This is a genomic window from Streptomyces phaeoluteigriseus (assembly GCF_001896135.2).
Taxonomy (GTDB): Bacteria; Actinomycetota; Actinomycetes; order Streptomycetales; family Streptomycetaceae; genus Streptomyces; species Streptomyces phaeoluteigriseus.
On sequence record NZ_MPOH02000001.1, the window covers coordinates 101,090 to 125,510 of the forward strand.

At 72.2% G+C, this 24,421-nt stretch carries 15 protein-coding genes and 3 pseudogenes; 6 read left to right on the plus strand and 12 right to left on the minus strand.

Features of this window, described 5'->3' with window-relative positions; translation table 11 throughout:
* Positions 1–37: 37 nt before the first annotated feature.
* The 4 genes and pseudogenes from BM536_RS41565 to BM536_RS00500 form a co-directional block, all read right to left on the minus strand.
* A complete protein-coding gene (locus tag BM536_RS41565; protein WP_245873190.1) occupies positions 38–748 on the minus strand; it encodes a family 1 glycosylhydrolase in 711 nt (236 codons plus the stop codon).
* 32 nt (positions 749–780) lie between these two features.
* Positions 781–1,293, minus strand: a pseudogene (locus tag BM536_RS44630) (family 1 glycosylhydrolase); the annotation flags it as partial.
* Positions 1,294–1,360: 67 nt separating this feature from the next.
* The gene (locus BM536_RS00495; RefSeq protein WP_094102345.1) at positions 1,361–3,658 is read right to left on the minus strand and encodes a glycoside hydrolase family 78 protein; all 2,298 of its coding nucleotides are present in this window, start codon (positions 3,656–3,658) and stop codon (positions 1,361–1,363) included.
* Positions 3,659–3,871: 213 nt separating this feature from the next.
* Complete coding sequence (locus BM536_RS00500) at positions 3,872–4,495, minus strand: TetR/AcrR family transcriptional regulator (protein WP_073493930.1); 624 nt, start codon at positions 4,493–4,495, stop codon at positions 3,872–3,874.
* 247 nt (positions 4,496–4,742) lie between these two features.
* Here BM536_RS00500 and BM536_RS00505 point away from each other — a divergent pair, with 247 nt between their 5' ends.
* Positions 4,743–6,212 carry an MFS transporter gene (locus BM536_RS00505; RefSeq protein WP_073493932.1) on the plus strand — a complete coding sequence of 490 codons (1,470 nt, stop codon included), beginning with the start codon at positions 4,743–4,745 and terminating at the stop codon, positions 6,210–6,212.
* A 176-nt stretch (positions 6,213–6,388) separates the two neighbouring features.
* On the opposite strand, the gene BM536_RS00510 is transcribed toward BM536_RS00505, so the two are convergent.
* The gene (locus BM536_RS00510) at positions 6,389–7,951 is read right to left on the minus strand and encodes a pectate lyase family protein (RefSeq protein ID WP_094102346.1); all 1,563 of its coding nucleotides are present in this window, start codon (positions 7,949–7,951) and stop codon (positions 6,389–6,391) included.
* An 817-nt stretch (positions 7,952–8,768) separates the two neighbouring features.
* Between BM536_RS00510 and BM536_RS00515 the strand changes: the two genes are divergently transcribed.
* Positions 8,769–9,227: an SRPBCC family protein gene (locus BM536_RS00515; RefSeq protein WP_073493936.1), complete on the plus strand. Its 459-nt coding sequence runs from the start codon at positions 8,769–8,771 to the stop codon at positions 9,225–9,227.
* Positions 9,228–9,389: 162 nt separating this feature from the next.
* Here BM536_RS00515 and BM536_RS00520 read toward each other — a convergent pair.
* A pseudogene (locus BM536_RS00520) lies at positions 9,390–9,583 on the minus strand (MerR family transcriptional regulator); the annotation flags it as partial.
* A gap of 301 nt (positions 9,584–9,884) precedes the next feature.
* Positions 9,885–10,457 (minus strand): DM13 domain-containing protein, encoded by a 573-nt coding sequence (locus tag BM536_RS00525; RefSeq protein ID WP_073493937.1) that lies wholly within the window; start codon positions 10,455–10,457, stop codon positions 9,885–9,887.
* 255 nt (positions 10,458–10,712) lie between these two features.
* On the opposite strand from BM536_RS00525, the gene BM536_RS00530 reads away from it, so the two are divergent.
* Both BM536_RS00530 and argB read left to right on the plus strand, forming a co-directional pair.
* Positions 10,713–11,447, plus strand: coding sequence for a hypothetical protein (locus BM536_RS00530; RefSeq protein WP_073493939.1), 735 nt, complete (start codon positions 10,713–10,715; stop codon positions 11,445–11,447).
* A gap of 234 nt (positions 11,448–11,681) precedes the next feature.
* Complete coding sequence (gene argB, locus BM536_RS00535) at positions 11,682–12,590, plus strand: acetylglutamate kinase (protein WP_079275032.1); 909 nt, start codon at positions 11,682–11,684, stop codon at positions 12,588–12,590.
* Between the two features lie 206 nt (positions 12,591–12,796).
* Here the strand turns inward: argB and BM536_RS44180 are convergent, their stop codons facing one another.
* On the minus strand, positions 12,797–13,108 hold the full coding sequence (locus BM536_RS44180; RefSeq protein ID WP_342748763.1) for a hypothetical protein: 312 nt from the start codon (positions 13,106–13,108) through the stop codon (positions 12,797–12,799).
* A gap of 61 nt (positions 13,109–13,169) precedes the next feature.
* Positions 13,170–13,382 (minus strand): MbtH family protein, encoded by a 213-nt coding sequence (locus BM536_RS00545; RefSeq protein ID WP_073493940.1) that lies wholly within the window; start codon positions 13,380–13,382, stop codon positions 13,170–13,172.
* A 164-nt stretch (positions 13,383–13,546) separates the two neighbouring features.
* Between BM536_RS00545 and BM536_RS00550 the strand changes: the two genes are divergently transcribed.
* On the plus strand, positions 13,547–14,650 hold the full coding sequence (locus tag BM536_RS00550) for an alpha/beta hydrolase-fold protein (RefSeq protein ID WP_073493942.1): 1,104 nt from the start codon (positions 13,547–13,549) through the stop codon (positions 14,648–14,650).
* 33 nt (positions 14,651–14,683) lie between these two features.
* Here the strand turns inward: BM536_RS00550 and BM536_RS00555 are convergent, their stop codons facing one another.
* From BM536_RS00555 to bdeA, 3 genes and pseudogenes are all read right to left on the minus strand, one after another.
* Positions 14,684–16,384 (minus strand): ABC transporter ATP-binding protein, encoded by a 1,701-nt coding sequence (locus BM536_RS00555; RefSeq protein WP_073493944.1) that lies wholly within the window; start codon positions 16,382–16,384, stop codon positions 14,684–14,686.
* A pseudogene (locus BM536_RS00560) lies at positions 16,371–20,620 on the minus strand (amino acid adenylation domain-containing protein); the annotation flags it as partial. The pseudogene BM536_RS00560 and the gene BM536_RS00555, both read right to left, overlap by 14 nt.
* Before the next feature lie 2,192 nt (positions 20,621–22,812).
* On the minus strand, positions 22,813–23,745 hold the full coding sequence (bdeA, locus tag BM536_RS00565) for a bis(hydroxyethyl) terephthalate hydrolase (RefSeq protein WP_073500024.1): 933 nt from the start codon (positions 23,743–23,745) through the stop codon (positions 22,813–22,815).
* A gap of 354 nt (positions 23,746–24,099) precedes the next feature.
* Between bdeA and BM536_RS00570 the strand changes: the two genes are divergently transcribed.
* Positions 24,100–24,363: a hypothetical protein gene (locus BM536_RS00570; protein WP_094102347.1), complete on the plus strand. Its 264-nt coding sequence runs from the start codon at positions 24,100–24,102 to the stop codon at positions 24,361–24,363.
* Positions 24,364–24,421 lie beyond the last annotated feature (58 nt).

Here is a 24,421-nt window from a genome sequence, read left to right on the forward strand (position 1 = left end):
CCGGGTCCACGGGTCCACGCCCATGGCCGGCCCCGGCTCAGTCGCGGCTCGCGGTGGGCACGCCCCGGTGACTTCGCACCACGTCGGCGTAGGCCGCCGCGCTCGGCTTCGGACGGCGCTGGAACGTCTCGCGGTCGACCTCGTGGAGGCCGAGCTGGGCGCCGTACCCGAAGATCCACTCGAAGTTGTCCATGAGGGTCCAGTGGCAGTAGCCGAGGACGGGCGTGCCCGCGGCGATCTCGGCGGCGAGTCCCTCGACCGCGGCGGGGATGAACGCGGCGCGCTGGGTGTCGTCCCCGGTCTGGATGCCGTGCTCGGTGACGAGCACCGGCACCCCCGACATCTCGTGGGCGTACCGCACCGCACCGGCCAGGGAGCCGGGTTCGATGACGGTGCCCATGCCGTTCAGCTCTCCCTCGACCCTCACTTCGCCGTCGGGGCCGTGCACGATGCGCTCGTAGTTCTGTACGCCGATGAAGTCGTCGTCACGCGCCTCGCGCAGCCAGTGGTCGTACACGGCGGCGCGCTTGGCGTCCCGGCGCTCCTCTCCCCCGGGCACCGCGACCTCGTCGGCGATGGCGATGGACACGCCGACCGGCAGATCGCCGCGGCTCGCCCTGATCGCCTCGCGGGCGGCGCGGTGTGCGCGGGTGAACGCCTCCTGGAACTCCTCCTGCCGGTCGGCGGGGATGACGTTCGCGCTGGCATAGGTGTCGGTTCCGGCCGCGCGTGCGGCCGCCACCAGCATCCGCGCTTGACCGCCTCCGCCTCGGGCGGAAGCTTCGCGCCGGCCTGCAAGAGCTGTTCCAGGTTGGGTTCGTTGAGGGTGACGCCGTAGGCGATCCGGTCACCGAAGCGCGCCATGACCCGGGCGCACTGGTCGGCGAACCGGCCCGGGGCGTCGGCGGCGGTCCACGAGCCGGCCGCCGCGAACCAGTGCGGTGCGGTGAAGTGGCTGAACGTCACCAGGGGGGCCAGGCCGCGGGCGAGGCAGCCGTCGACCTTGCGCTCGTAGTGGTCGAGCGCCTCGGCGGAGACGACACCGCGCTCGGGTTCGACGCGTGCCCACTCGACGGAGAACCGGACGGCATTGAGTCCGAGCCCCGCGACGAGATCGAGGTCCGTCTCCCACTGCTGGTATCCGCGGCACGCCGGTCCGCTCGGTTCGCGGAACAGGGAGGGGGTGGTGTGTTCGAGGAACCAGGTGTCGCTCGCGAGGTTGTCGCCCTCGTTCTGGTGCCCCGCGGTGGCGACGCCCCACAGGAAACCGTCGGGCAGGCCGGTGTGAGTCATGGGTGCTCCTTGTACGAGCCGGTGAACAGGTGGGCGGGTGGATGCGAAGGGCCGGGCTGCCGGGGCGTCAGCGCGTGGCCGCGGCGAACGGGGTGTGGAAGGAGTGCCTGCCCGGGCCGACCTCGACGGGCTCGGCGCCCGGCAGATCGACCAGCGCGGTGACGCGGGGCGGCACGAGGAGTTCGACGAGCAGCGTGCCGCCCTCGATACGCCAGCCGGTCTCGGCCCGGCCGTACGGCGTCTCGTGCGCGGCCCGCGCCCAGGTGAGGCCGCCACCGGGGCGGGGCCGGACCAGGAGCCGGCGGTAGCCGGGCCCGGCCGGTGCCAGACCGGCGACGGTGCGGTGGATCCAGTCGGCGACGGCTCCGAACGCGTAGTGGTTGAAGGAGGTCATCTCGCCGGGGTTGACCCTGCCGTCGGGCAGCATGCTGTCCCAGCGCTCCCAGACGGTCGTGGCGCCCATGTCGACCTGGTACAGCCAGGAGGGGCGGGAGCGCTGGGTCAGCAGCCGGTAGGCGGTGTCCACGTGTCCGGTCTCGGTCAGCGCGTCGCAGACCAGCGGGGTGCCGAGGAACCCGGTGCCGATGCGGTGTCCGCCCTCGGCGACCAGGGCGGCCAGCCGGCGCCCGGCCTCGGCACGTTCGGCGTCGTGCTCGATCAGCCGGAACGAGAGGGCCAGGGCGTACGCGGTCTGGGTCTCCTCCGTCAGCCGTCCGCCTCCGCCGTGGAAGCGGCCGAGGAAGGCGTCACGGACCGACTCGGCCAGCGCGTGGTAGCGCTCGGCGTCGTCCTTCTCCTCCAGCAGGTGTGCCGTTCGGGCCAGCAGGCGGGCGGAGTGCGCGAAGTACGCCGTGGCGACCAGGCGGGAGGAGGTCATCGCCCGGCCCGGGTCGTCCGCGGGTGCGGCGGGGTCCAGCCAGTCGCCGAACTGGAAGCCCTCGCCCCAGATCCGGCCGGGTCCGGCGATGCGGTCGACGGCGTCGACCCAGTCCCGCATCGAGGGGTACTGGCTGCGGAGCACCTCGATGTCGCCGTAGCGCTCGTACAGCACCCAGGGGACGATGACGGCCGCGTCGCACCAGCCGGCCATCGGCGGATTGCCGGGCGGGATCGGCACCGGCGTGATCACCGGGATGTCGGGGCTGAACACGGGCGGTACGCCGCGCGCGTCGTCGCTCTGGTCGGCGGCCAGGTCGCGCAGCCAGGAGCGCAGGAAGGCGTGGACGTCGTAGAGGAAGGCGGCGGTGGGGGCGAAGACCTGGACGTCGCCGGTCCAGCCGAGCCGCTCGTCGCGCTGCGGGCAGTCCGTGGGCACGTCGACGAAGTTGCCGCGCATCCCCCACACCACGTTCTCGTGCAGCCGGTTCAGGGAGGCGTCCGAGCAGGAGAACCATCCCGTGCGGCGCAGGTCGCTGTGCAGGACCACGGCCGTGATGTCGGCCGGGTCCGGCTCGCCCGGCCAGCCGTCGATCTCGGCGTGGCGGAACCCGTGGAAGGTGAAACGGGGCTCCCACACCTCGCCCTCCGGGTCCCCGCACAGGGTGTAGCGGTCGGTGGCGGTGGCGTGGCGCAGCGGGCGGGTACACAGCTCGCCGTCCTCGAGGACCTCGGCGTGTCGGAGGGTGATCGTGCGGCCGGCCTCGCCGCGGACGCGGATGCGCAGCCGTCCGACGAGGTTCTGGCCGAAGTCCATGACGGTGCGGCCGCTGGGTGAGGTGGTGACGGCGACCGGGCTGAGGGTCTCGATCCGGCGCACCGGCGGGCTGTCGGCCGGGAACAGCACACCGGTGTCGAACTCCAGGAGCCGTACGGGTTCCCAAGCCGAGTCGTCGAAGCCGGTTTCGCTGAATCCGGCCTGTGCGCGGCGGGCGTCGTACTCCTCGCCCTCGTACAGACCGGCGGCGAGGACGGGCCCCGGGCTCCAGCGCCAGTCCGCGCCGGTGGAGACGGTGTCGGTGCTGCCGTCGGCGTACTCGATGCGCAGCTCGGCGAGCAGGCCCGTGTCGGCGCCGTAGATGTTCCGGGTGCCGCCGTTGAAGCCGAGCAGGCCCCGGTACCAGCCGTCGGCCAGGTGGGCACCCCAGGCGTTGGCGCCCTCGCGGACCAAGTGCGTCACGTCGAAGACCTGGTAGCGGTGGCGGTGGCGGTAGCTCGTCCAGCCAGGGGCCAGGACGTGGTCTCCCACCACGGTGCCGTTGAGTTCCAGCTCGTACACGCCGAGCGCGGTGACGGAGAGCCGGGCCGCCGTGACCGCCGCCCGGGCGATGAACTCGCCGCGCAGGAGAGCGGCCGGGCGGACCGCGGTGGCGGTGGGATCCGCCTGTCGGCAGGGGGCGATGACGCGGGCGGTCCGGAAGTGGGGCATGTCGAGTCCTCGGCGCGGGGCGCGGGTGGTGCCTGTGGCTGGTGGGTCGGGCGCGGTGGAGCAGGCTCGATCATGCGCGCCAAAACCTAGTGTTCGCTAGGTCTTGGGAGTCGTGATGTGGGTCACATGTCAGGGAAGGTGGATGGTGGCGCTGTTCTATACATGACAATCCGACGACGGAACGAGCGGACCTCCGCCGGAGCCCCGGATCGCCTACAACCCCTGCCCGTCGGCGGAGATGGACCGCATGAGGCGGTCGAGATGGGCGCGCATCACCGCGATGAGATCGAAGGACCGACCACTGGCGAGCCACTGCTGACGCAGGCCGGCGTCGAGGGCCGCACACTCGCGGGCTATGCCCGCGTGGTCCAGGTCCGGCAGGAGTTCACCGCTCTCACTCCCGGCGAACAGCCGCTCGGCAAGCTCCTTCACCCCCTTCTCCTGCCAGCGGGTGAAGAAGTCATGGGCGGGGTGGTCGGGTGCGGTCGCCTCGGCCGCGACCACGACGGCGAGTTCCACCATGCCCGGCATGGTGAGCCTCTCGCCGGTGTCGTCCAGGTGACAGCGGAAGGCATCGCGCACCGACCCCGAGACCCGCTGCCACTGGGTGTCCATACGGTCGTGCCAGTGCTCGATCACGGCCAGCAGGAGCTGCTGCTTGTCGCGGAAGTGGTGCAGCAGTCCGGCGTCGGTGATCTCGGCGTCCCGGGCGATACGGGCGAGGGAGGTCTTCCGGTAGCCGTCCTGCCCGAAGCGCAGCAGCGCCGCCTCGAGGATCTGCGTACGCCGGGCCCGGCCTGCCGTGTAGCCGCCGCGCGGCCCCCTGGGTGTCGCCATGCCAGAACGGTACCGGGGTGGGGCGCGGCGTCGACGGCGGGCCGTGGACCACCTCCCGTCTGTGACGTGGGTCACCTACCGGAAACCTAGCGAGCACTAGGCGTTCGGGTCATCATCGACGTCACGCGGCGACGGATTGCCACGCTGTCACCTCCCGGTTAGCAACGTGTAACGGCGGCCTCGTTCATCCGCGCACCCCACAACGCCTCTCACTCCCTTCGGCACCTCCGTGAAAGGAGGGCATGGCGTGACATCGACGTCACCAAGCCCCTCACTCGACAGCACGCCTTCTGCCGAGACGGGCGGACGATGGAATCTCCGCCTGGTCGCGGTCCTGATCGCCCTGGCCTGGCCCACGCAGTTGCTGGCCGCCGGCGGGATCCTCGGTGCCAACGCCACGGCGAGCGTCGCCCAGAGCTTTCACACCACGCATGTCGCATGGTTCGGCCTGACGCTCACCCTGGTGTCCACCCTGCTCACGCCGTTCGCCATGAAGCTGGGCGACCTGTACGGCAGGAAGCGCGTCATGCTCGCCATGATGGCGCTGGGCGCCGGCGGCGAGGCCCTGGCCGCCCTGGCCGGAGAGTTCTGGCTGGTGCTGGTCGGCCGGGCCATCGCCGGGTTCTACGGTCCGTTCGGTGCCCTGTCCTTCGCCGCGGTCCGGGACCTCTTCCCGCGCCGGCTGGTCAAGTCGGCCAGCGGCATCATGGGCAGCAGCGTCGGACTGGTGGCCCTCGGCACACCGTTCCTGGCGGGGTGGCTCGTCGACAACTGGGGTTACCGCGGCGCCCTCTGGTTCCTCGCCGCCGCCACCGCCATCGCCTTCGTGCTGGTCGCCCTCCTGGTGCCGGAGACGCCGCGGCACGCCTTCGACCGGGGCTTCGACTGGCTCGGCGGCCTGGTCCTCGGTGGCGGTCTGACCGCCGTGGTCTACGCAGTCGGCCAGGGTCAGAGCTGGGGCTGGGCGGACGTCAGGACACTCGGCTGGCTCGCGGCCGGGGCCGTGGCGCTGACCGCCTTCCTGTTCGTCGAGCGGGCCAGCCCGCACCCCATCCTGGACCTGGGGGTTCTCCGGCGCCGACCCGTGGCGCTCGCCCTCACGGCGGGCGGCCTCGCCCAGACCGTCGCGTTCACGATGCCCGGCTTCGCCATCCTGCTCGCGCTCTTCCCGCACATCCCCGGCGTCTCCGCCGGCCTGGGCTGGACGGCCCAGCACAACGCCGTGGTCAGCGTGAGCTGGAACCTGGTGATGTTCGGAACCGGCCTGTTCGTCAGCCGCTTCCTGCGCCGCCTCGATCCCCGCAGGGTCTGGATCGCCGGCCTGGTGGTCATGGCGGCGGGCTACACACTCGTCGGCTTCTTCCACGGCGGCGAGACCGAACTGATACTGACGTCGTGCGTCGCCAGCATCGGTGCCGGCATCGTGGTGGCGACCGCGCCGGTGCTCGTCGTCGGCGTCGTCTCGCGCGACGAACAGGGACTGGGCAGCGGCATGCTCAACATGCTCATCAGTCTGTTCGGCGCGATCGTCACCGCCGGGGCGTACGCCCTCCTCAACGCGCACAGCACCGTGGTCGACGGCACCGCCTTCTACCAGGACGCCGGTTACGCCTGGGTCTTCTGGCTGGGCGCCCTCGTCACCCTCCTGGCCCTGGCGCTGTCCCTGTTCATCCCGCGGCTACGGGATCCGGAGACCGACGATGTGACAACCGGCTGAGCGGAACGGAACGGGCCGGGCGGACACCCGGCACCGCCCCGATGTGGCGCCCGCCGAACGACGGCGGCGCCACGCGGTCCTTGGCGGCGGCCCGCCCCTCATCGCCTCCCGGCGCGGGGCCGCGCAACCGACCTCTGCCGTCGAGCCGCCTGATCGACCGAGGTCGGACAGCGCGCCTACTGCGCGTAGGTCTCGAACTCGGCGACCTTCGGTGTGCCGGTCGCACCGGTGATCTCGAAGGTGACCTTGCTCAGCGAGGTCCGCGGAAAGGTGATGACCCCCGCTCCGCTGCCCGAGGTGAGCACCGCGCCGGTGTCACCGTTGACCACCTTCCAGGCCCCGATGGCCCCCGCCGACCCCGCCGCCTCCCGGATGTTGACCTTGGAGACGGAGGTGGCCGAGCCCCACTTCACCGAGATGGCACCGGTCGGACCGGCCGGCGACCAGTACGTGCTCAGGTCACCGTCCCGTACGTTGCCGTAGCTGGTGCCACTCGCCTTGCTGGAGCCGTCCGCACCGGCCCCGAGGCTCAGGTTGGTCCCGCTCGGCTGGGTCGGTCCCGAGGTGGGGCTGGGCGTCGGGGTGGGCGTCGAGGACGTGGGCGGGGTGGTCGGGGTCGACGTGGGTGACTGCACCGAGCAGCTGCCGTTCGACACCTGGAGACCCTTGCCGGCCCCTGCCGTGCGGCTCACGACGTCCGGCACGCACGCGGCGGAGTCGAGTGTGTAGGCGTAGGGGATGCTGACCGTGGTGTTGGACTGCGGGTTGGGTCCGGCGGGCTTGTTGTCGGTGCCGGGGGTCGACCAGGTCACGTTGTCGAAGACGTTTCCGCTGACCTGCCAGTAGCCGGCCGCGTCCGTATAGAAGGTGCCCAGGACGTCCTTGGAGTCCTCGAAGTAGTTGTTGTCCACCTTGGCGCGCGCCCCGGCACGGGAGTTGATGCCGGACTCGTTCAGGCTCACGTAGTGGTTGTTGTAGATGTGGGCCGTTCCGCCGCGCAGCAGGGGCGCCCGGGAGTCGATGTTCTCGTAACGGTTGTGGTGGTAGCTGATGTATCCGTTCGAGAGGTCGCTCTCGCTGGAGCCGACCAGACCGCCGCGGCCGGAGTTGCGCAGGATGCTGTACGACAGCGTCACGTACTGGGTGTTGTCCTTCATGTCGAAGAGGCCGTCGTACCCTTCCGACTCCCCGCCCGACGCCTCCAGGGTCACGTGATCGACCCAGACGTTACGTACGCCGCTCTCCATGCCGATGGCGTCACCGCCGTTGGACGTGGGCGAGCCCGACTTCTTCACGTTCTTGACCGTCACGTTCTGGATGACGATGTTGCTGGCCTCACGGATGTGGATGCCCAGCTGGTCGAAGACGGCTCCGCTGCCGACCCCGACGATGGTGACGTTGCTGATCTGCTTCAGCTCGATCACCCCGGCGGCGGTGTTGCAGCTCGCGCCGGACACCTTGGCGGTGTTTGCGTGATTGATCGTCCCCTCGACCTCGATGGTGATCGGGGTGCTGCTGCTGGCCCGGCCGCACAGTGCCGCGTGGATCGCGGTACCGGTGGTGGCTCGCACCGTCTGGCCACCGGCCCCGCCGGTGGTTCCGCCGTTCTGGGTGGCGTAACCGGTCGCGGTGCCGGTCGCCGCGGATGCCTCCGGCATCGACAGCACGACGCCGACGCCGACCGCGACGACCATCGCGGCTGAGGCGGCGGAGAGCCGTAGGGCGACTTTTCTTTGCATGAAGGTCTCCTGATTCTCTGTTTCTTCCTGGCCCACGTTGCTGCCGCACACAGCACTTTCTTGTTGATGTACCGTCAATTCAGGCGGACGAGTCACCCGCCGCCCACGCCTCGCTCCGCGGTGACACCTCTCCGTCGACGCCGGGTCGCTGGAGCGCGCGCACTAACCGCCCCGGGTCGCGAGAAGCCGTCGCTCCGCCTCTCCCCGGAACGGCCCCTGGCTCCGGGGACACTCAGGGAAAGCGCTTTCGTTCGGCGACGATAGGGGCCTCATGGCGAGGTGGCAAGGGTCTGAACAGGCTGAGCCGCGGGTAAGGGAAACCGCTTGTGGACCCAGTCCGCCTTGAGGCGTACGGCGTCCGACCGACGCCCGTGCGCGTCCCGACCTTCGTCGGGGTGTTGCTGCTGCGAACGGTCGATCCGCACGTCGAGCCGATTCCGCCGTAACGCTGCTTTCCAGACAGCACTGGCCCCGACTTTCCACCAGGTTCCCATACGTGAACCTCGGTGATGTACGTGATCGCCGGGCGAGGCCCGACGGCACCGTCGTCGTGTCCTGACCGGCCGAGGGCGACCATGGTCCTGCCCGCGTGGACGGCGATCGGACTGCCGAGTGTGTCCCGTCGTAAAAGGCGGACGGGTCGGCCGTCGTAAGGCACAGGACGGAGATGACGGCCGGACGCCGGGACCCCGGCGTCGCGTTTCGCCGCTCGTCGCGCGCGATCACCGGTGGTCCCGTAGGGTCGCGATGCCGCCAGGGCACGACGGGCCGTGGGGGCGCGCTTCTTGGCGCGCGGATCGACCTATCGGGAGTGCCGATGTCAGGACAGTTCGAGGCGAACGTCGAGATCGACCGGCCCGTCGAGGAGGTGTTCGCCTACCTCGCCGACGGGCGCAACGATCCGCAGTTCAGTCCCCGCGTGCTGAAGATCGAACGGGTCCCCGACGCCCCGACCACCGTGGGCACCGTCTTCCGGAGCACCGTCAAGGACGCCGGGATGAAGTCCGCCAGGGAGTTCCGCATCACCGCCCTCGAGGCCCCGCACACGATCCGGTGGGCCGAGGTGTCGAAGAACACCGTCATGGCCCGCGAAGGCGGCTACGACCTGGAGCCCCTGCCGGACGGCGGCACCCGTGTCCGCCTCTTCAACGTGCTGGAGGGCCACGGCGTGGGCAAGCTCCTCGTGGGCCTGGCGCTCGCCGCCGCCCGCAAGGACGCCGACGGATTCGGTGCCCGGATCAAGGCGGCGGCGGAGGCGGCGATCGCTCCCCGTTGACGGTCGGAACGGCGCTCCCCGTCGACGGTCGGGGCGATCCGCGTCGACGCTCAAGGCATCGGCGTTCACGTCATCGGTTCAGGGCGTCGGCGCCCACGTCATCCGCGCAAGGCGTCGGCGTCCACGCCTTCGGTTCAAGGCGTCGACGTCCATGTCGTCCGCTCAGGACGTCGGCATCCGCGTAAGCCGCTCGGCGAGCGTGGCCGCGAACTCCTCCGCCCGTGCCAGCTGGACTCGGAGGTCCTCGACCCGCCGCTGCGCGGCATGTTCGAAACCGCGGATCCGCGTCAGCAGTCGTCACGCTCGGCGGGCGAAAGCTCCTCGCCCGAGTCCAGGCGGTCCGTCGCGTCGAGCAGGATGACGAGGCCTGTCTCCACCGTACTCGCCCCGTGCGGCAACATCGATGGGCCTGGTATCGATGGGCCAGGCATCGATGGGCCTGGTGACGATGGTCCCGCCCCCGGTCCGCCGCTCCGGACGACCATCTCCTGAGCGTCCGGGCACACGACGAAGCCGGAACAGTCGGCCGCTGGAACGGCCCTGCGACCGGGGCGGGTTCGCCGACGACCTCGTCCATCGGATGCCGGTGTTCCGACCCGGTCCCGCTGACCCCACCCTCACCGCCTGATCGTACGGCCGTCCACTGCTCGACAGCGGTCAGGCAGGGGCGAGTTCGGCCGCGCCGAACGACACGTCGAAACGGTCGCACCAGATGCTCACGCTGCTGTAGCCCGACGGATCCACGCCGTCGGGAAGGGTGTAGTTGTGGCTTCCCTTGTTGCCCTTGAGCTTGCCGAGGCTGACGTACTCGCCGTCGTCGAAGACGTGCCACCCGGCCTGCTCCCGCTTCACCGGCGCGTCGGTCAGCCAGACGCGCAGGTCCGGCCCGTTGCTGGTGTCCAGGTTCTCCAGCCGGACGACATGGGTGCCGTCGGCCAGCCGTACGAGCTGCACCGTGCCGGATGTCGCGTGCTCATGGCTGATCAGCTCACCGCTCGCCAGCATGTGCGGACCCGGGGTCGGGGCGGGCGGCCGGGAAGGCTCGTCCGAAGTCGCCGACACGGAAGGCGCGGAGCTGTTCACCACTCCCGGCAGAGCCTCCTGGACGGTCTCGTCCTGCCACAGCTTCCACGGCTGGAACCAGTACAGGCCGAAGCCGACGCCGCCCACCGCCACCACCAGGACCGCGATGACCCATGGCCCGGTCAGTACCCTTCGCACGCGCCCCATCTCCGCCTCGCCTCCCGAGAGTTCACCCTGTCGCGCTGCCATTCAACAGGCGAGGACGGACGTCACCCACCCCACGACCGGTGACGGAATCCTTACGTCGTGCCGGTCGCACTTGTTCGAACAGCGGCAACACAGTGAGGACCGAGGTCGACACCAGGCAGGTTTCGCTCCGTAGTATCACTACGACAAATCGCCGTACATGTCGTGGGGTGGGGGCCCGCGGCCTGTCTGGTCCTATCAAGGAGCGTGAGCGTCATGTCTGAGACCACCGCACAGACAAACGGGGTGACCAGCCAGTATGCGGCTCAGGTCGCCGGTGACCTGGAGCGCAACCTCAAGGAGTACGACCGCATCGCCGGTGAGGTCGCCGTCCTCCAGAAGCAGTTGGCCGCCCTGGAGAAGGACCGCACGGTACTGATGAACGTGCAGCAGGCCCTCGGCGTCGAGTCCGCTTCCGCGTCCGCCGCGCCCGCGACGGTCGAACACACCGCGGCGGTGCCCGCCCCCCGGAAGAAGACCTCGGCCGGCGCCTCCCGCCGGTCGAAGGCGAGGAAGTCCGAAGCGGCGACTCCGAAGGCGGCCGCCAGCAAGAAGGCGGCCTCCCCCAAGCCGTCCCCGAACGCGTCTCCGAAGACGTCCTCCAAGACCTCCCGGAACGCGTCCCCGAAGGCATCCCCCCAGCCGTCCCCGAAGGCGGCTGCGAAGACTGATCAGCCCTCGCTCGTCTCCCTGGTCCGCGAGCACCTCGCCGGCCAGAGCGAACCGCGCTCCGCGGCCGAGGTCGCCCAGTCGCTGGGTCAGCAGTTCCCCGAACGCGGCATCAAGTCAACGGTCGTGCGCACGACCCTCGAAGCGCTCGTGGCCAAGAACCACGCGCAGCGCACCAAGCAGGGCTCGTCCGTCTTCTACACCTCCCCCGAGGCACCCGCCCCGACCACGAGCGAGGAAGACACCACGGGAGAAACCGCACAGGAGGGTCAGTCCGCATAGAGCGGGACCCGGACGACTCTCGCGCCCACCGAGTCCACGAGGTCGCCGTGACATCGCGCGGCGACCTCGACTCCCGCTGCCGCAGAGGCAGTTGACTTTTCGGCAAGCCTCACGAAGTCGCCAGGTTCCACCCCCGGCCGCCTGTTAGTTAGGTTAGGCTTACTAAGAGGCTCTGCGAGGGTGCGGCCCATGCCATCGGGACGACCGGCTCGCTGCGCAGGACGGTGGTGGGGCATGGGTCCGCTCGTCGCGGAGAGCACGGACGGTGATCCGTCCGCCGGGTCACCGATCCGGCCGGAGGACCCGCGAGGCAGTGTGGTCGTGGTGAAGTTCGGCGGCAACGCCATGGTGGACGCGGATCTGCGACGGGCGTTCGCGCGGGACGTGGTGGAGCTGTGGCGCGCGGGACTGCGCCCGGTCGTCGTGCACGGCGGGCCGCAGATCACTGCGATGCTCGACCGCCTCGGTCTGGAGACCCGCTTCGAGGCAGGGCTGCGGGTCACCACGCCCGAGACCATGGACGTGGTGCGCATGGTGCTGACCGGCCGGGTCCAACGGGAGTTGGTCGGCCACATCAACGCGCACGGGCCCTTCGCCGTCGGGATGACCGGCGAGGACGCGCACACCATGACCGCCGTGCGGCGGGCGGCCCGGGTGGACGGCAGGACGGTGGACATCGGCCTCGTCGGCGACATCGCGGAGGTGAACCCCGCCGTGGTGAGCACGCTCCTGGAGCAGGGGCACATCCCCGTCGTCTCGCCCGTGGCCCGCGGTGCGGACGGGCAGGTGTACAACGTCAACGCCGATCTCGCTGCCTCGGCGCTGGCCGTGGCCCTCCGCGCGGAGCGGTTGGTGGTGCTCACGGACGTGGCGGGACTGTACGCGGACTGGCCGCACAGCACCGACGTGATCGAGCGCCTGACCGCCGACGCGCTGGAGAAGCTGTTACCGGGGTTGGCGAGCGGGATGCTGCCGAAGATGGAGGGCTGCCTGCGGGCCGTCCGCGGCGGTGTGCGCAGGGCACAGGTGCTCGACGGCCGGGTGTCGCACGCGGTGCTGCGCGGCGCCCTCGGCGAGACCGGCCCCGGCACCACCGTGGTTCCGGGAACCGGCCCGGACCAGGCTGCTCACGCCGACGGTTGAAGGGCCATTTTGAGGATCCGCGCGTCGCGCCGCGGGTCCAGGGACTCCACCCAGGACGTGGGTGCGGGGCGCGCGGTCGTGGGCACGAACCCGTACCGGAGGAACAGGCCGCCACCGCCGGTCGTCGCCGTGAACAGGGTGCGCCGGGGGACCGGGCGCGCCCTGGCCGGCACGGCGCGCAGGAATGCGGCTCCGACACCGCCTCCCTACCGCCGCCCGGCCACGCAGAAGTTGTACACGACGCCGGCGGAGTCCCGGCCCTCTCCCGGTGCGGCCGGGTGCACGCGCAGCCCCACGCAGCCGTCGAGGGTGCCGTCGGGAGCCTCTGTCAGGAGGAAGTCGGCCGCGTGGTCGGCGTGGAGCGAGACCGGACGTTCCCGCAGGGCACCCGAGCGCACGAAGGGCCGTGACAGGTCTGCCGGCGCGGCGGCGTCCTCCGGTCGGGCGGTGCGGACGGGGGGCGTCGGCGCGAGAACCGCGGGCGACCGCGGTGCGGGGCGCGGCGGTGCCGTGATCAAGGTCTTCCTTCCTCGGTTCGAGGCCGCCGGTGTCCCCGGCAGGGCGGTCCGCCGCGGCGGGTCAACTGTCCATGGTGGCCGCGAGGGAACGGGGGCGCAGATCCGTCCAGTGCGACTCGACGTATTCCAGGCAGGCCTCCCGGGTGTTCTCGGGAAAGGCGATCACCCATCCCCCGGGGACTTCGGCGAAGGACGGCCAGAGGGAGTACTGGCCTTCGTCGTTCACCAGGACCAGGAATCGGCCGTCGTTGTCGTCGAAGGGGTTGGTGCTCATGCTCGGTGCCTCCTCGGATGTGGCGCGAGGGCGAGGCTCGGGCGGCCGTGAACGCCCCTCCCAGGAGAGGGGACCGGGGATGGAAAGAGGAATCTAATTAGGTTAGCCTCGCCTAATCAGCGATCAGCTTAGCCTTCCAACTTCCCTCTCACAAGGAGACGTTGATGCACCTGGTGGGCGAACAGGAGAACGTCTTCACCCAGTTCGGCCTGCCCGGCAAGCCCGGCGGCGACCAGTTCTGGGCGGCGGTGGAGACACCCGCGACGGTGCCCGCCCGCGACGGCAGCGGTGGCTGGGAGACCTTGTTCCTGTGGCGCGGATCCCCGGCGAGCGTCGAGTTCGAGAGCTGGTCGGCGCCGGTGCCGCTGCGCCGGTGGAGCGACACGGACTGCTGGTTCGCCGAGGTGCGGATGCCGGCCCGGCTGCGGGTGACGTACCGGATCCTGGCGGACGACGTGGCGTACGCCGACCCCTTCAACCCCGTCGGTGCGGGCGGTGACCGGTCCATCGCCGCGACCCCGGACGCCCCGGCCCAGCCGCACTGGCCCGTCCTGGCCGCCACCGACGTCCTGCCCCTCCCCCGCGTCCGGATCCGCATGACCGGCGGACGGCTCGGCGGGCGGCGCACCGTACGCGTCCACCCGGTGGGCGGCGGCGGACCGGTGGTCCTGCTCCTCGACGGGGACGACTGGCTGCATCTGCACCCGGCGATGACCGCCTTCGACTCGGCCGTCGCCGGTGGCGACATGCCCCCGGTCACCCTCGTCTTCCTGCCGGCCAAGGACAGGGACGCCGAGTTCGGGTGCGGGCCCGAGCTGTGGGAGGCGGTCCGGGACGAACTGCTGCCGCTGGTCGCGGAGAGCGGCGTACCCGCCGACCCCGACCGGCTGGTGGTCGCCGGGCAGAGCCTCGGCGGGCTGAGCGCGCTGTACGCGGCCCTGGAGTTCCCGGACCTGGTGTCCCGGGTGGCCTGCCAGTCGGGGGCGTTCTGGTGGACGCCCGACGCCGTGGGGTCGGCGGACCCGTTGGGCGGTCCGGTCGGTGGCGTCATCGCCGCACGCCTGCGGGAGCGCCCCGACCTGTCCGGGCTGCGGGTCGCCTTCGACGTGGGGGAACACGAGACGCGGATGCTGCCCCACTGCGAACTGACCGAGACGCTCACAGAACAGGCCGGTGCGGCCGTTCGGGTTTCGCGGTCTCCGTCGGGCCACGACCGGGCGGGCTGGCGGCACGCCCTCCTCAGGGACGTCGCCTGGGCGCTGTCCTGACGGGCCACCGGGCCAGAGCCGGGCGGCGACGGGTCACCGTGCCACCGCCGCGCAGTAGGCCTCGTCCGTCGCCAGGAGACGGCGGTGGGTGTCCTCGACGGTGATCACGCCCTCGTCGAGGACGAGCACGCGGTCGGCGGCGTCCAGGAGGGCCGGGCTGCTGGTGATGACGACGGTGGTGCGGCCCCGGCGCAGCTTCGCGACGTTGCGCGCGATGAGCTGTTCGGTGACCGCGTCCACGGCCGTCGTCGGATCGTGCAGGACGAGGATGTCGGTGTCGGCGGCCAGCGCGCGGGCCAGGGAGAGCCGTTGGCGCTGCCCCCCCGACAGGTTCGCGCCGCGGTCGCGGACGGCGTAGTCGAGTCCCTCGCGGTGGAGGGCGACGACGTCGGTCAGCATGGAGGCCTCGACGGCCTCGGGAACCGACCGGCTGGTGCCCGAGGGGTCGATGTTCGTGCGCAGGGTGCCCGCGAAGATCTCGCCGTCGTAGGGGTTCACCAGCAGGTGCTCGCGGACCGCCTCGATCGAGAGGTCCGCCAGTTCCTGCCCGCCGACCCGCACCACTCCCTCGTACTCGTGCGGCGGGACGTTGACGGCGAGGATCGACGCGAGGTCGGCCGCCGCACGGGGCTGGTAGGCGGCGATCGCCACGAACTCGCCTGCGGACACGCGGAGTTCGATCCTGCGCAGGGATCCGTGCCGGACGCGGTCGATCTCGAGGTCCGCGCCCGCGGCGGGCCGCCGCGGTCCGGGTGTCGTGACCGGGGGCGCGGTCAGCACGAGCGCCATCCGCTCGGCCGACGCGCGCGCGATCATGACGTACTTGGGCATCTCCGAGAACAGTTTGAGCGGTTCCATGATGAACTGCGCGAGGCCCACGGCCATGACGAGTTCGCCGATGGTGATCCGGCCGCCGAAGGCCAGCCAGCCGGCCGTCAGGGTCACGGCGGCGGCGAGGACGGCGTTGAGGGCCAGCGCGGTGCCGGCGTACACGCCGTTCACCTTGGCGACGGTGATCGCCTGGTGCTTGGCCTCCGTGCTGACCTTCCGGTAGGAGCGGAACGCCGCCTGGTTGCCGCCGAAGCCGTGCAGCGGGCGCAGGCCGATGATGAGGTCGGCGACCTTGGCGCCCGCCCGCGCCACCCGGGCCTGCTGTTCCTGGGTGCCGGCGCCGATCCGCCCGGACAGGACGCTCAGGGTCGACAGGATCGCGACGGTTCCCACGATCACGAGCAGCCCCAGCCGTATGTCGGCCAGGCTCAGCGCGACCGCCGCGACCAGCACCGCGACCAGCGAGCTGATCAGCAGCGGCACCACCTCGATGATGTCGGCGGTCTGGTCGGCGTCCTCGGTGGCGATGGTCAGGATCTCGCCGGACTTGAGGTCGACGTCCCGGGCGACCGGCTGGAGGCCGCACTCCGCGACCCGCACCCGCCAGCGGTGCGCCTCCGTCGTGTTGGCCTTCTGCAGGACGCGCATCCCGAACCGCCAGGACAGCGACACGGTCGTGATGATCACGGCGAGCGAGGCGATCGACAGGGCGAGCGCGCCGGGGCTCCGTTCCCGCAGCGCGTGTTCGACGATCAGGCCGAGCGCGATGGGGAAGGCGGTCTCACCGGCCTGGTAGAGGCCCATGAGGAAGGTGCCCCAGGCCATGGCGCCGACGTTGCGGCGCAGGGCGGTCCGCAGGATGTCGGACCCCGGGCGGGGCCGCTGGGTGTCAGGAGTTGTCATCGAGGTGGCGTGCAATCGCTTCCGGGGTGCGCAGGGTGAACAGATCACGGATGGTGATCACAGGACCGTACTCGCGGCGGAGCAGCCCGATCAGCCGCACCGCCAGCATGGAGTGCCCTCCGAGGGACACGAAGTCGCTCACCGCGCTCACCTCGTCGTCGTCCAGGTCCAGTGCTTCGGCGAAGAACTCGCAGACCACGCTCTCGGTCCCGGTCTCCGGTCCGCGCTCCGCCGCGGTGGTCAGCGCGCCCAGCGGCTTGGCCTCGGGCAGTGCCTTGGTGTCGGCCTTCCCGTTGACCGTCAGCGGGATGCCGTCGACCTGGGCGTAGTGCGTCGGGCGCAGGAAGTCCGGGAGTGCGGCGCCCACCTGGGCGGCCACCTCGGCGAGGTCGGAGCCGTCGAGGACGAGGTAGGCGGCCAGCCGGTGGGCGCCGTCGACCTGTGGGTCCGGCTGGGCGACCGCGGCGGTGAACCGGACCGCGGGGTGGGCCGCGAACGCGGCCTCGACCTCGCCGAGTTCGACCCGGTGGCCGCGGATCTTGACCTGCTGGTCGGTGCGGCCCAGGTACATCAGGTTCCCGTCGGGCCGGCGGATCACCAGGTCCCCGGTGCGGTACATGCGCTCGCCGGGTGCGCCGAAGGGGTCGGCGACGAAGCGGTGCGCGGTCTGTGCGGGCTGCCCGAGATAGCCGCGCGCGATGCCGATGCCCGACACGTACAGTTCGCCGGGGACCCCGTCCGGCAGGGGCCGCAGCCACGGGTCGAGGACGTACACGTCGGTGTTGTCGATGGCCACCCCCACCACCGGGTCCGGGCACTCGAAGGTGCCGATGCCGAGGGTGTTGATGGTGTACTCGGTGGGTCCGTACAGGTTGTAGCCGGCCGTCCCCTCGGTCTCGGCGAGCCGCCGCCACAGCGTCGGTGTGACGGCCTCGCCGCCGAGCAGCACCAACGCGGGCCGCCGTGCCGGATCGTCCAGCAGGCCCTCGGCGACGAGCTGTTGCGCGTAGGTCGGGGTCACGTTGATGACGTCGATCCCGTGCTCCAGGCAGTACTCGACCAACCGGGGTGCGTCCCGGCGCAGTTCCTCGTCGCAGATGTGCACCTCGTGGCCGTCGGCGAGCCACAGCAGCTCCTCCCACGACATGTCGAAGGCGAACGACACGGTGTGGGCGATCCGGAAGACGCGGTGGCCGTGCTCGGCCAACACCGGTTCGAAGATCCGTCGCTGATGGTTGATCAGCATGTTGGTGAGTCCGGCGTACTCCGTCACCACGCCCTTGGGCCTCCCGGTCGATCCGGAGGTGTAGATGGTGTACGCGGGGTGCCGCAGGCGGTTCGGGTCGTCCGGCGCGAACGTCCGGTACGGCTCGGCCTCGGGCAGCGGGCGGTCCAGTTCGACGAGGTCGCCGGTCAGCCGGGGCGACACGGTGCTCACGGTGAGGATCACGTCCGGGCGGGCGTCCGCGACGATCGCGGCGATCCGCTCGTCCGGGTGGTCCAGCTCCAGCGGCACGTAGGCGGCGCCGACACGCAGTACGGCGAAGAGCGCCACGATGGAGTCGAGGGAGCGCGGGATCGCCAGGCCCACGGTCGTCTCGGGGCCGATGCCGCGCCGGGCGAGGACGCCCGCCACCGCGCGACTGCGGTCCCGCAGTCGGGCGAAGGTCATCGTCGAGCCGTCGGCGACGAGCGCGACTCGCTGGGGATCGCGGTCCGCCGCGCGGTCGAAGCGGTCGACGACGGTGTCCGTGCCGACGTCCGTGCGCGCGCCCCGCGGGGGCCGCGGCCCCGGCCCCCGCAGCGCGCCGACCGGCCCGGTCGACCGTGCCAGGTCCTCGAGCACGCGCACGTAGTCGTCGAGGAGACGGCGTGCGTTCGCGGTGTCGTCGTCGCGGTGCTCCAGCTTGACGGTGAGCCGGTCGCCGGGCGTGACGACCCAGGTGAACGGGTAGTGGGTGGAGTCGTCGGCCGTCACCGAGGTGATGCCGTGCCGGGTGTTCATCTCGGCGAACGCGTCCATGTCGAGGAAGTTCTGGAGCACGAACAGGTTGTCGAACAGGGTGTCGTGCCCACTGGCCCGCTGGATCTCGCCGAGTCCGAGGTGCTCGTGCTCCATCGCCGCGACCCTGGCCGCCTGCACGGCGGTCAGGTAGTCGCGGACGCTGTCGTCCGGCCGTGCCCGCGTCCACTGCGGGACGGTGTTGAGCAGCACGCCGACGATGTCGGACAGCCCTTCGCCCTCCCGGCCGGAGACGGTCACGCCGAACACGGCGTCGCCGCGGCCCGTGTGGGCGCCGAGGAGGAGGCCGAACGCTCCGGTCAGCACCGTGTTGAGGGTGACGCCGTGCACCTTGGCCGCTTCCCGCAGCAGGTCCGACTGTTCGGCGGACAGCGTGTGCACGAGTGCGCGCGGCAGATCGTCCGAGCGGGCGGGCTCAGGTCCGGCGAGCAGCGTAGGGCCGGGGAGTCCGGCGAGGTGCTCGGCCCAGAAGCGTTCCGATACGGCGGGGTTTTGGCGTCGAGGGTCCGGGCGTGGTCCTCGAAGCCGGGCGTGGCCGGGACCGCGGCCGGCGGGTCGCCCGTGACGGCCGCCTCGTAGACGTCGAACAGGTCCCGCAGCACGATCTGGCGCGACCAGCCGTCCCACAGCAGCAGGTGGTAGCTCAACAACAGCCCGTCACGGTCGTCGGGCAGCCGCACCACGGTCAGCCGGATCAGTGGCGGCTCCCCGGGGTCGAACCCGGTGTCCCGGTCCCGGACGCGCAGCTCCTCGGCCTCCGCCTCCGTCGACACCTCGACCGTACGTACGCCGACTTGGCGCCCCGCGCTGAGGACCTGGACCGGGTTTCCGTCCTCGTCGGTGGTGAAGCCGGCACCGACGACCGGATGCCGTGCGATCACGTACGCCATCGCGCGGGCCAGCGCGTCGGTGTCCAGGCGCCGGTCGAAGGTGAACCAGCTCTGAGCGACGTAGTGTCCGGCCGAACCGGCCATCTGGGCCTGGAAGAACAGGCCGCGCTGCAGCGGGGTGACCGGTGCGGTGCGCTCGGCCGTCGTGGCGGCGTCCGCGATGTGTGCCAGCGCGCCGCGCCAGTGCTCGGTGATCTCGTCGGGGACGCCCTCGGCGAGGGTGAAGGCCGCGCGCAGGCTTCCGGTTGACGCGTCGGTCCAGGCGTTGACCTCGACGGCGTACGGGCTGCCCTGGTCGCCGCCCGTGAGCCGCAGGGCCTGGGACTCGCCGCCCCGGCCGAGGTAGTTGAACAGGACCTGGGGGCGGGCGGTCAGGAGCGGGGCCGTCTGCGGGTTGAGGTGGCGGAGCAGGCCGTAGGTGACGTGCGCGCGCTCGTCCGGCTGGCGTTCGGCGACCTCGCGCGCCGCCGCGACCGGGTCGGTGTGTGCGGTGAGCCGTATGGGGGCGATGGAGGTGAACCAGCCGACCGTGCGGGTGTAGTCGTGGTGTTCCAGCGCCGGTACCCGGCCGTGCCGCTCCAGCTCGATCGCGAGGTCGGTGGGTGACGGCTGGACGTGCGTCAGCGCGGTGCGCAGCGCGCCGCAGAGCAGCTCGGTGAGTCCGACGCCGAGTGCGGCGGGCGCGGTACGCGTCAGGCGGTCGCTCACCTCGGGCGCGAGCGAGACCGTGGTCTCGCGTGGGCCGTCGACGGCGGGCAGCAGCGCGGGAGCCTGCAGTGTGGTGATCCAGTGCCCGAGGCTGTCGGTGTCCTGGGCGGACCGGGCCGCCAGGGCTTCGGCGTACTCGGCGTAGGACGTGGTCGGCGGCGCCAGGGGCTCTCCACGCAGGGCGGCGGCCAGGTCGTCCAGCAGGATCAGCCAGGACACCGCGTCGACGGCGAGGTGGTGCACGGTGACCACGAGCGTCCGGCTCGCCTCCAGCCACGAGAAGGCGACGACGTCCCCGGACTCGGGGTCGAGCCGTCCCGCGGCCTCGTCGGCCACGGCCGTCGGGTCGGTCGCGTCCGCCCGGACGACGGTGACCTCGCGGTCGGGTTCGGTGCGCAGCGCCCACACCCCGTGCTCGACGCGCAGCCGCAGCCGGAGGACGGGGTGCGCGGCCACGACGGTGTTCGCGGCGCGCTCCACGTCGGCGAGACCGGTGCCCTCGGGGGCCACCAGGGTCCTGGCCTGGGCGAACCGGATGAGCGATCCGCCGAGTTCCCGCTGACGCAGGATGATCGGCGTCGGTGTCAGAGGGCCGTCCGCGCGGCGGGCGGGTGCGGACGCCTGTGCGAGACCGTGCCGGCGCGCGGTGCCGAGGGCGGCGGCCACATGTGCGGCGACCAGCTCGGTCTCCCCCTCGATCGACGCGGCCAGGGCGAGTACGGCGTGCTGGTGGGCGGCGGTGTTGCGCTGCCCGGCCCGGTGCGCGGCGCGCAGTCCCTCCTCGGCGTGGGTACGGGCCAGCGCGTGCCGTCCGGCGCGCAGTTCGGCGTAGGCGAGGTATTCACGTGCGCGCGGGACCGCCGCGACGGTGTCCAGGGTGCGGGCGGCGGCGAGCGCCCGCGCGCCCGCCCGGCGGGCGCCGGCGAGGTCGCCGAGCATCAAAGCCGCCGCGGCGGCCCGCAGGAGGTCCTCCGGGTCGCCAAAGCCGTCGGAGCCCTCGGAGCCGTCGAGGTGCGCCACCCGTCGCAGCCGGACCGCCGCCTCCTCGAACCGGGCCTCCAGCAGGGCCCGGAGCCCGAGCCGGTAGTCGGTGCGGGGCCCGTCCTGTGCGTCGTGGCCCTCGATCTCACCGCAGCGTTCGAGTGCGGCGAGACATCCCGCCGGGTCGCCCGCCGCCCAGGCCGCGTCGCAGGCGGCCAGCGCGGCGGTCCCGGCGTCGGCCGGGGAGCGGGCGGCCAGCAGGGTGGTGGCGTGCAGAAGGGAGGCCTGGGCCTCGTCGACGGGTCCGTCGTGCAGCACCGTCGTGCCGCGCAGCAGGGCGGCACGGCCCCGTACGACGGCGGGGGCCGCGCCGGTCCCGGCCACGTCGAGGAGCCGCAGGGCCTGGTGGGAGCGTCCGCCGAGCAGGGCCTGTCCCGCGGCGGCCGTATACCGTTCGGCGCGCTGCGGACCGTCGTCGGACAGTTCGGCGGCACGGGCGTACGCGGCACAGCGCAGTCGGCGGGACGGCAGGTCCCCGGCGACCGCCTCCAGTTCGCGCCCCCGCACGGCTCCGGCCCAGGCCCGGTGCAGCAGCGCCCGCGGGTCCCCGTCCGCCAGCTCCCCGGCCAGGGCGAGGTGCACGGCCCGCCGCCGCTCCTCCGGCGCCCCCGCGTACACCGTCCTGCGCAGCAGCTCGCTGTGGAAGCGGACCTCGTCGTCGGCCGTCGCGAGCAGATCGGGCAGCGGTACGGCGCTCGCCTGCCCGAGGTGCTCCACCGCCCGCAGGACGAGGCCCCGGTCCACGGCGGCGTCCTCGTCGTCCCGTGCGGCGGCGGCCACGGTCAGCAGCAGGTCGAGGTGGCCGGGCGTGAGGCCGTCCAGACAGCCGCCGGCCACGTCCGTCAGCACCTCGGCGCCGGGCAGCGGGCGGGGCGGCGGACGGTCCCCGCGCACCTGGGCGGACGACAGCCCCCGTACGAGGGCGAGCAGGAGGGCCGGAACGCCCTCGGCCGCGTCCACGATCTCGTCCCGGACTCCCCCGTCGAGGACTCCGCCGGTCACCTCGTCGAGGAGCGCGGCCGCCTCGGGCGGGGTGAGCGGGTCCACCCTGGTCACCGGCAGTCCGGCGAACTCCGGGGCGGGTGGGCGGTGGCCGGGGACCGTGAGGAGCAGGCGTACCGCCGTCGTCGTACGGCACAGGTGTCGGGCGGCGTCGCCCAGGGCGGCGCGGGAGATCGGGTCCCACAGGTGGGCGTCGTCGACGCAGACGAGCAGCGGGTGGGAGCCGGCGGACAGCATGCCGAGCAGAGCCTGACCGGAGCCGCCCGCCGGGGCGCGGCCGGTGGCGTCGCCGAGGGCGCGCAGCAGCGTGCGCAGACCGCTGCCGGGGACGGCCGCGCACGCCGGGTCGGCCCGGACGCGCACGACGGGTCCGGCGGCGAAGGAGCGGGCGGCGCGTTCGAGGAACCAGGTGCGGCCGCAGCCGGGCTCGCCCGTGACGACGTGTACGGCGCCGTCGAGCCGGTCCGCCGGGGCCTTCGCCCGGCGCGGCGCCGGGCCGGGAGTCACGGTCGTCTGTCCGCTCATCCCCGTGAGGTTACGCACGCGTAACGTGAGGCGGAAGTCACGCGTCCACCCCTGCGGGACCCTGATTTCCGCCGGTGGCCTGGGCGTTCGCGGATGAGCGCGGTGTGTGGGCTTGTGCCGGTGCCCAACTCACCCGCGCCCGCGCCGTGACCGGGCACAACGGCGGCGGCGGTCGCGCGAGGTGCGCGACCGCCGCCGGTGTCGTGGGGCGTGGGGTGGGAGATGTGCCGTGTGAGGCGTCAGGAGGTGTGCGGGCAGTTGCCCCGGTACTCCTCGATGGTCGTGCTCGGGCGCGGCAGCGGGCACAGGAACTGCTCGTAGCGGGTGTCGTTGTCGATGAACCGCTTCAGCCAGGAAATGCTGTACTTCGCGATCGTCGTGTCCGACGAGATCGGGGTGAGGTGTGAGGCGCCGTTCAGCTCCAGGTAGGCGCGGTCCAGGGAGGACGGCAGGGAGGAGTAGAAGGGCTCGGCGTGGCTCGTGACGGAGGCGATGGTGTCGCCGTCGGCCCCGAAGATCAGGGTGGGTGTGCGGACCTCCGGCCAGGTCTTGTCGGTGTTCCACGGCGTCAGCGGGATCGCCGCCTGGAGGGAGGGACGGGACTTGGCGGCCTCGAGGCTGCCGCCGCCGCCCATCGAGTGGCCCATCACGCCGAGCCGGGTGCTGTCGACACGGCCCCGGACCGAGCTGCGCTCGGTGAGGTAGTCCAGCGCGGCGAGCAGCTGCCGTCCGCGCGAGTCCGGCTGGTCGAGCGTGGTGTTCGTGTCGATGGTGAAGACGACGAAGCCCTGCGAGGCCAGCCGGGGGCCCAGCCAGGCCATGGTGGACTGGGTGCCGGTGTAGCCGGGCGAGATGGCGACCGCTCCGAAGGTGCCGTCGGCGGTGCTGGTCGGGTAGTAGATCGTGCCCCCGCCGAAGCCGGTGACGGCGAGGGAGGAGACGGAGGTCTGCGAGACGGCGTACGGGCCCCTGGCCGCCTCGATGCTCGAGGTGGTGGGCGCCGGGCCGCGCTCGTAGGGGTTGTCCGCGGCCTGTGCCCCGGCCCCGTTGAGGGTGGTCAGGCCGACGACCGCGGCGATCGCCGTCGCCAGGCCTGCGAACCGGGCGAGTCTGCGGTGGGGGGAACCGGTGGGCACGCGGTGGGCGGCACCGGTACGCGCTTGCTGCTGCACGACGAGTCGTCCTCTCTGTCGTGACGGCCCGCCTGTCCGGGCGGGCCAGTGAACGGGCTGGCCGTGCCACTGTCGGGTCCCGGACACCGCCGGGGGACCGGCAATGTCACCGGTCTCGTGCGCGGCGGACTCGCGGCCGCGTCCAGGCACGGACTCGGCCGCACGAACAAAGGTGAGTGGAACAACCCGAGGCGAGGAACCCGGCGCACCCGACCACGGCGTGCGTGCCGAGGCTGGGCACCGCGTCCCTGTCGACGTCTCCACAGCGGCCGCACGGCGTCTCCACGGCGCTTCCCGGCATCAACGGCGCGATTCGGTGCACTCGGACCGGGTCGCCGGACGAGGAGAATCGCCGTGCTGTGGGTCGCCGTGCTGCTGCTGCCGATGTTGTCCGCCCTGCTGGTGGTCATGGACCGCGTGGAGGACCGTCTCCTCGCCCGCGACTCGCCCGCCCGGGCCAGGCGACGGCGGCATGCCGGGCGCAGGCGGCATCTGCGCCTGGTACGGGCACCGGCACTTCCGCGAGCCCGGCACCGGACGCCGACGGGACTGACGCCGAGCCCCGGGCCGCCTGACCCGACGCCGACGAGACCGGCGCCGACGCCCCGGGTCCCCTGACCGGACCCCGACGAGGCCGACGCCGAGCCCCGGCCCCCTGACCCGACGCCGACGAGGC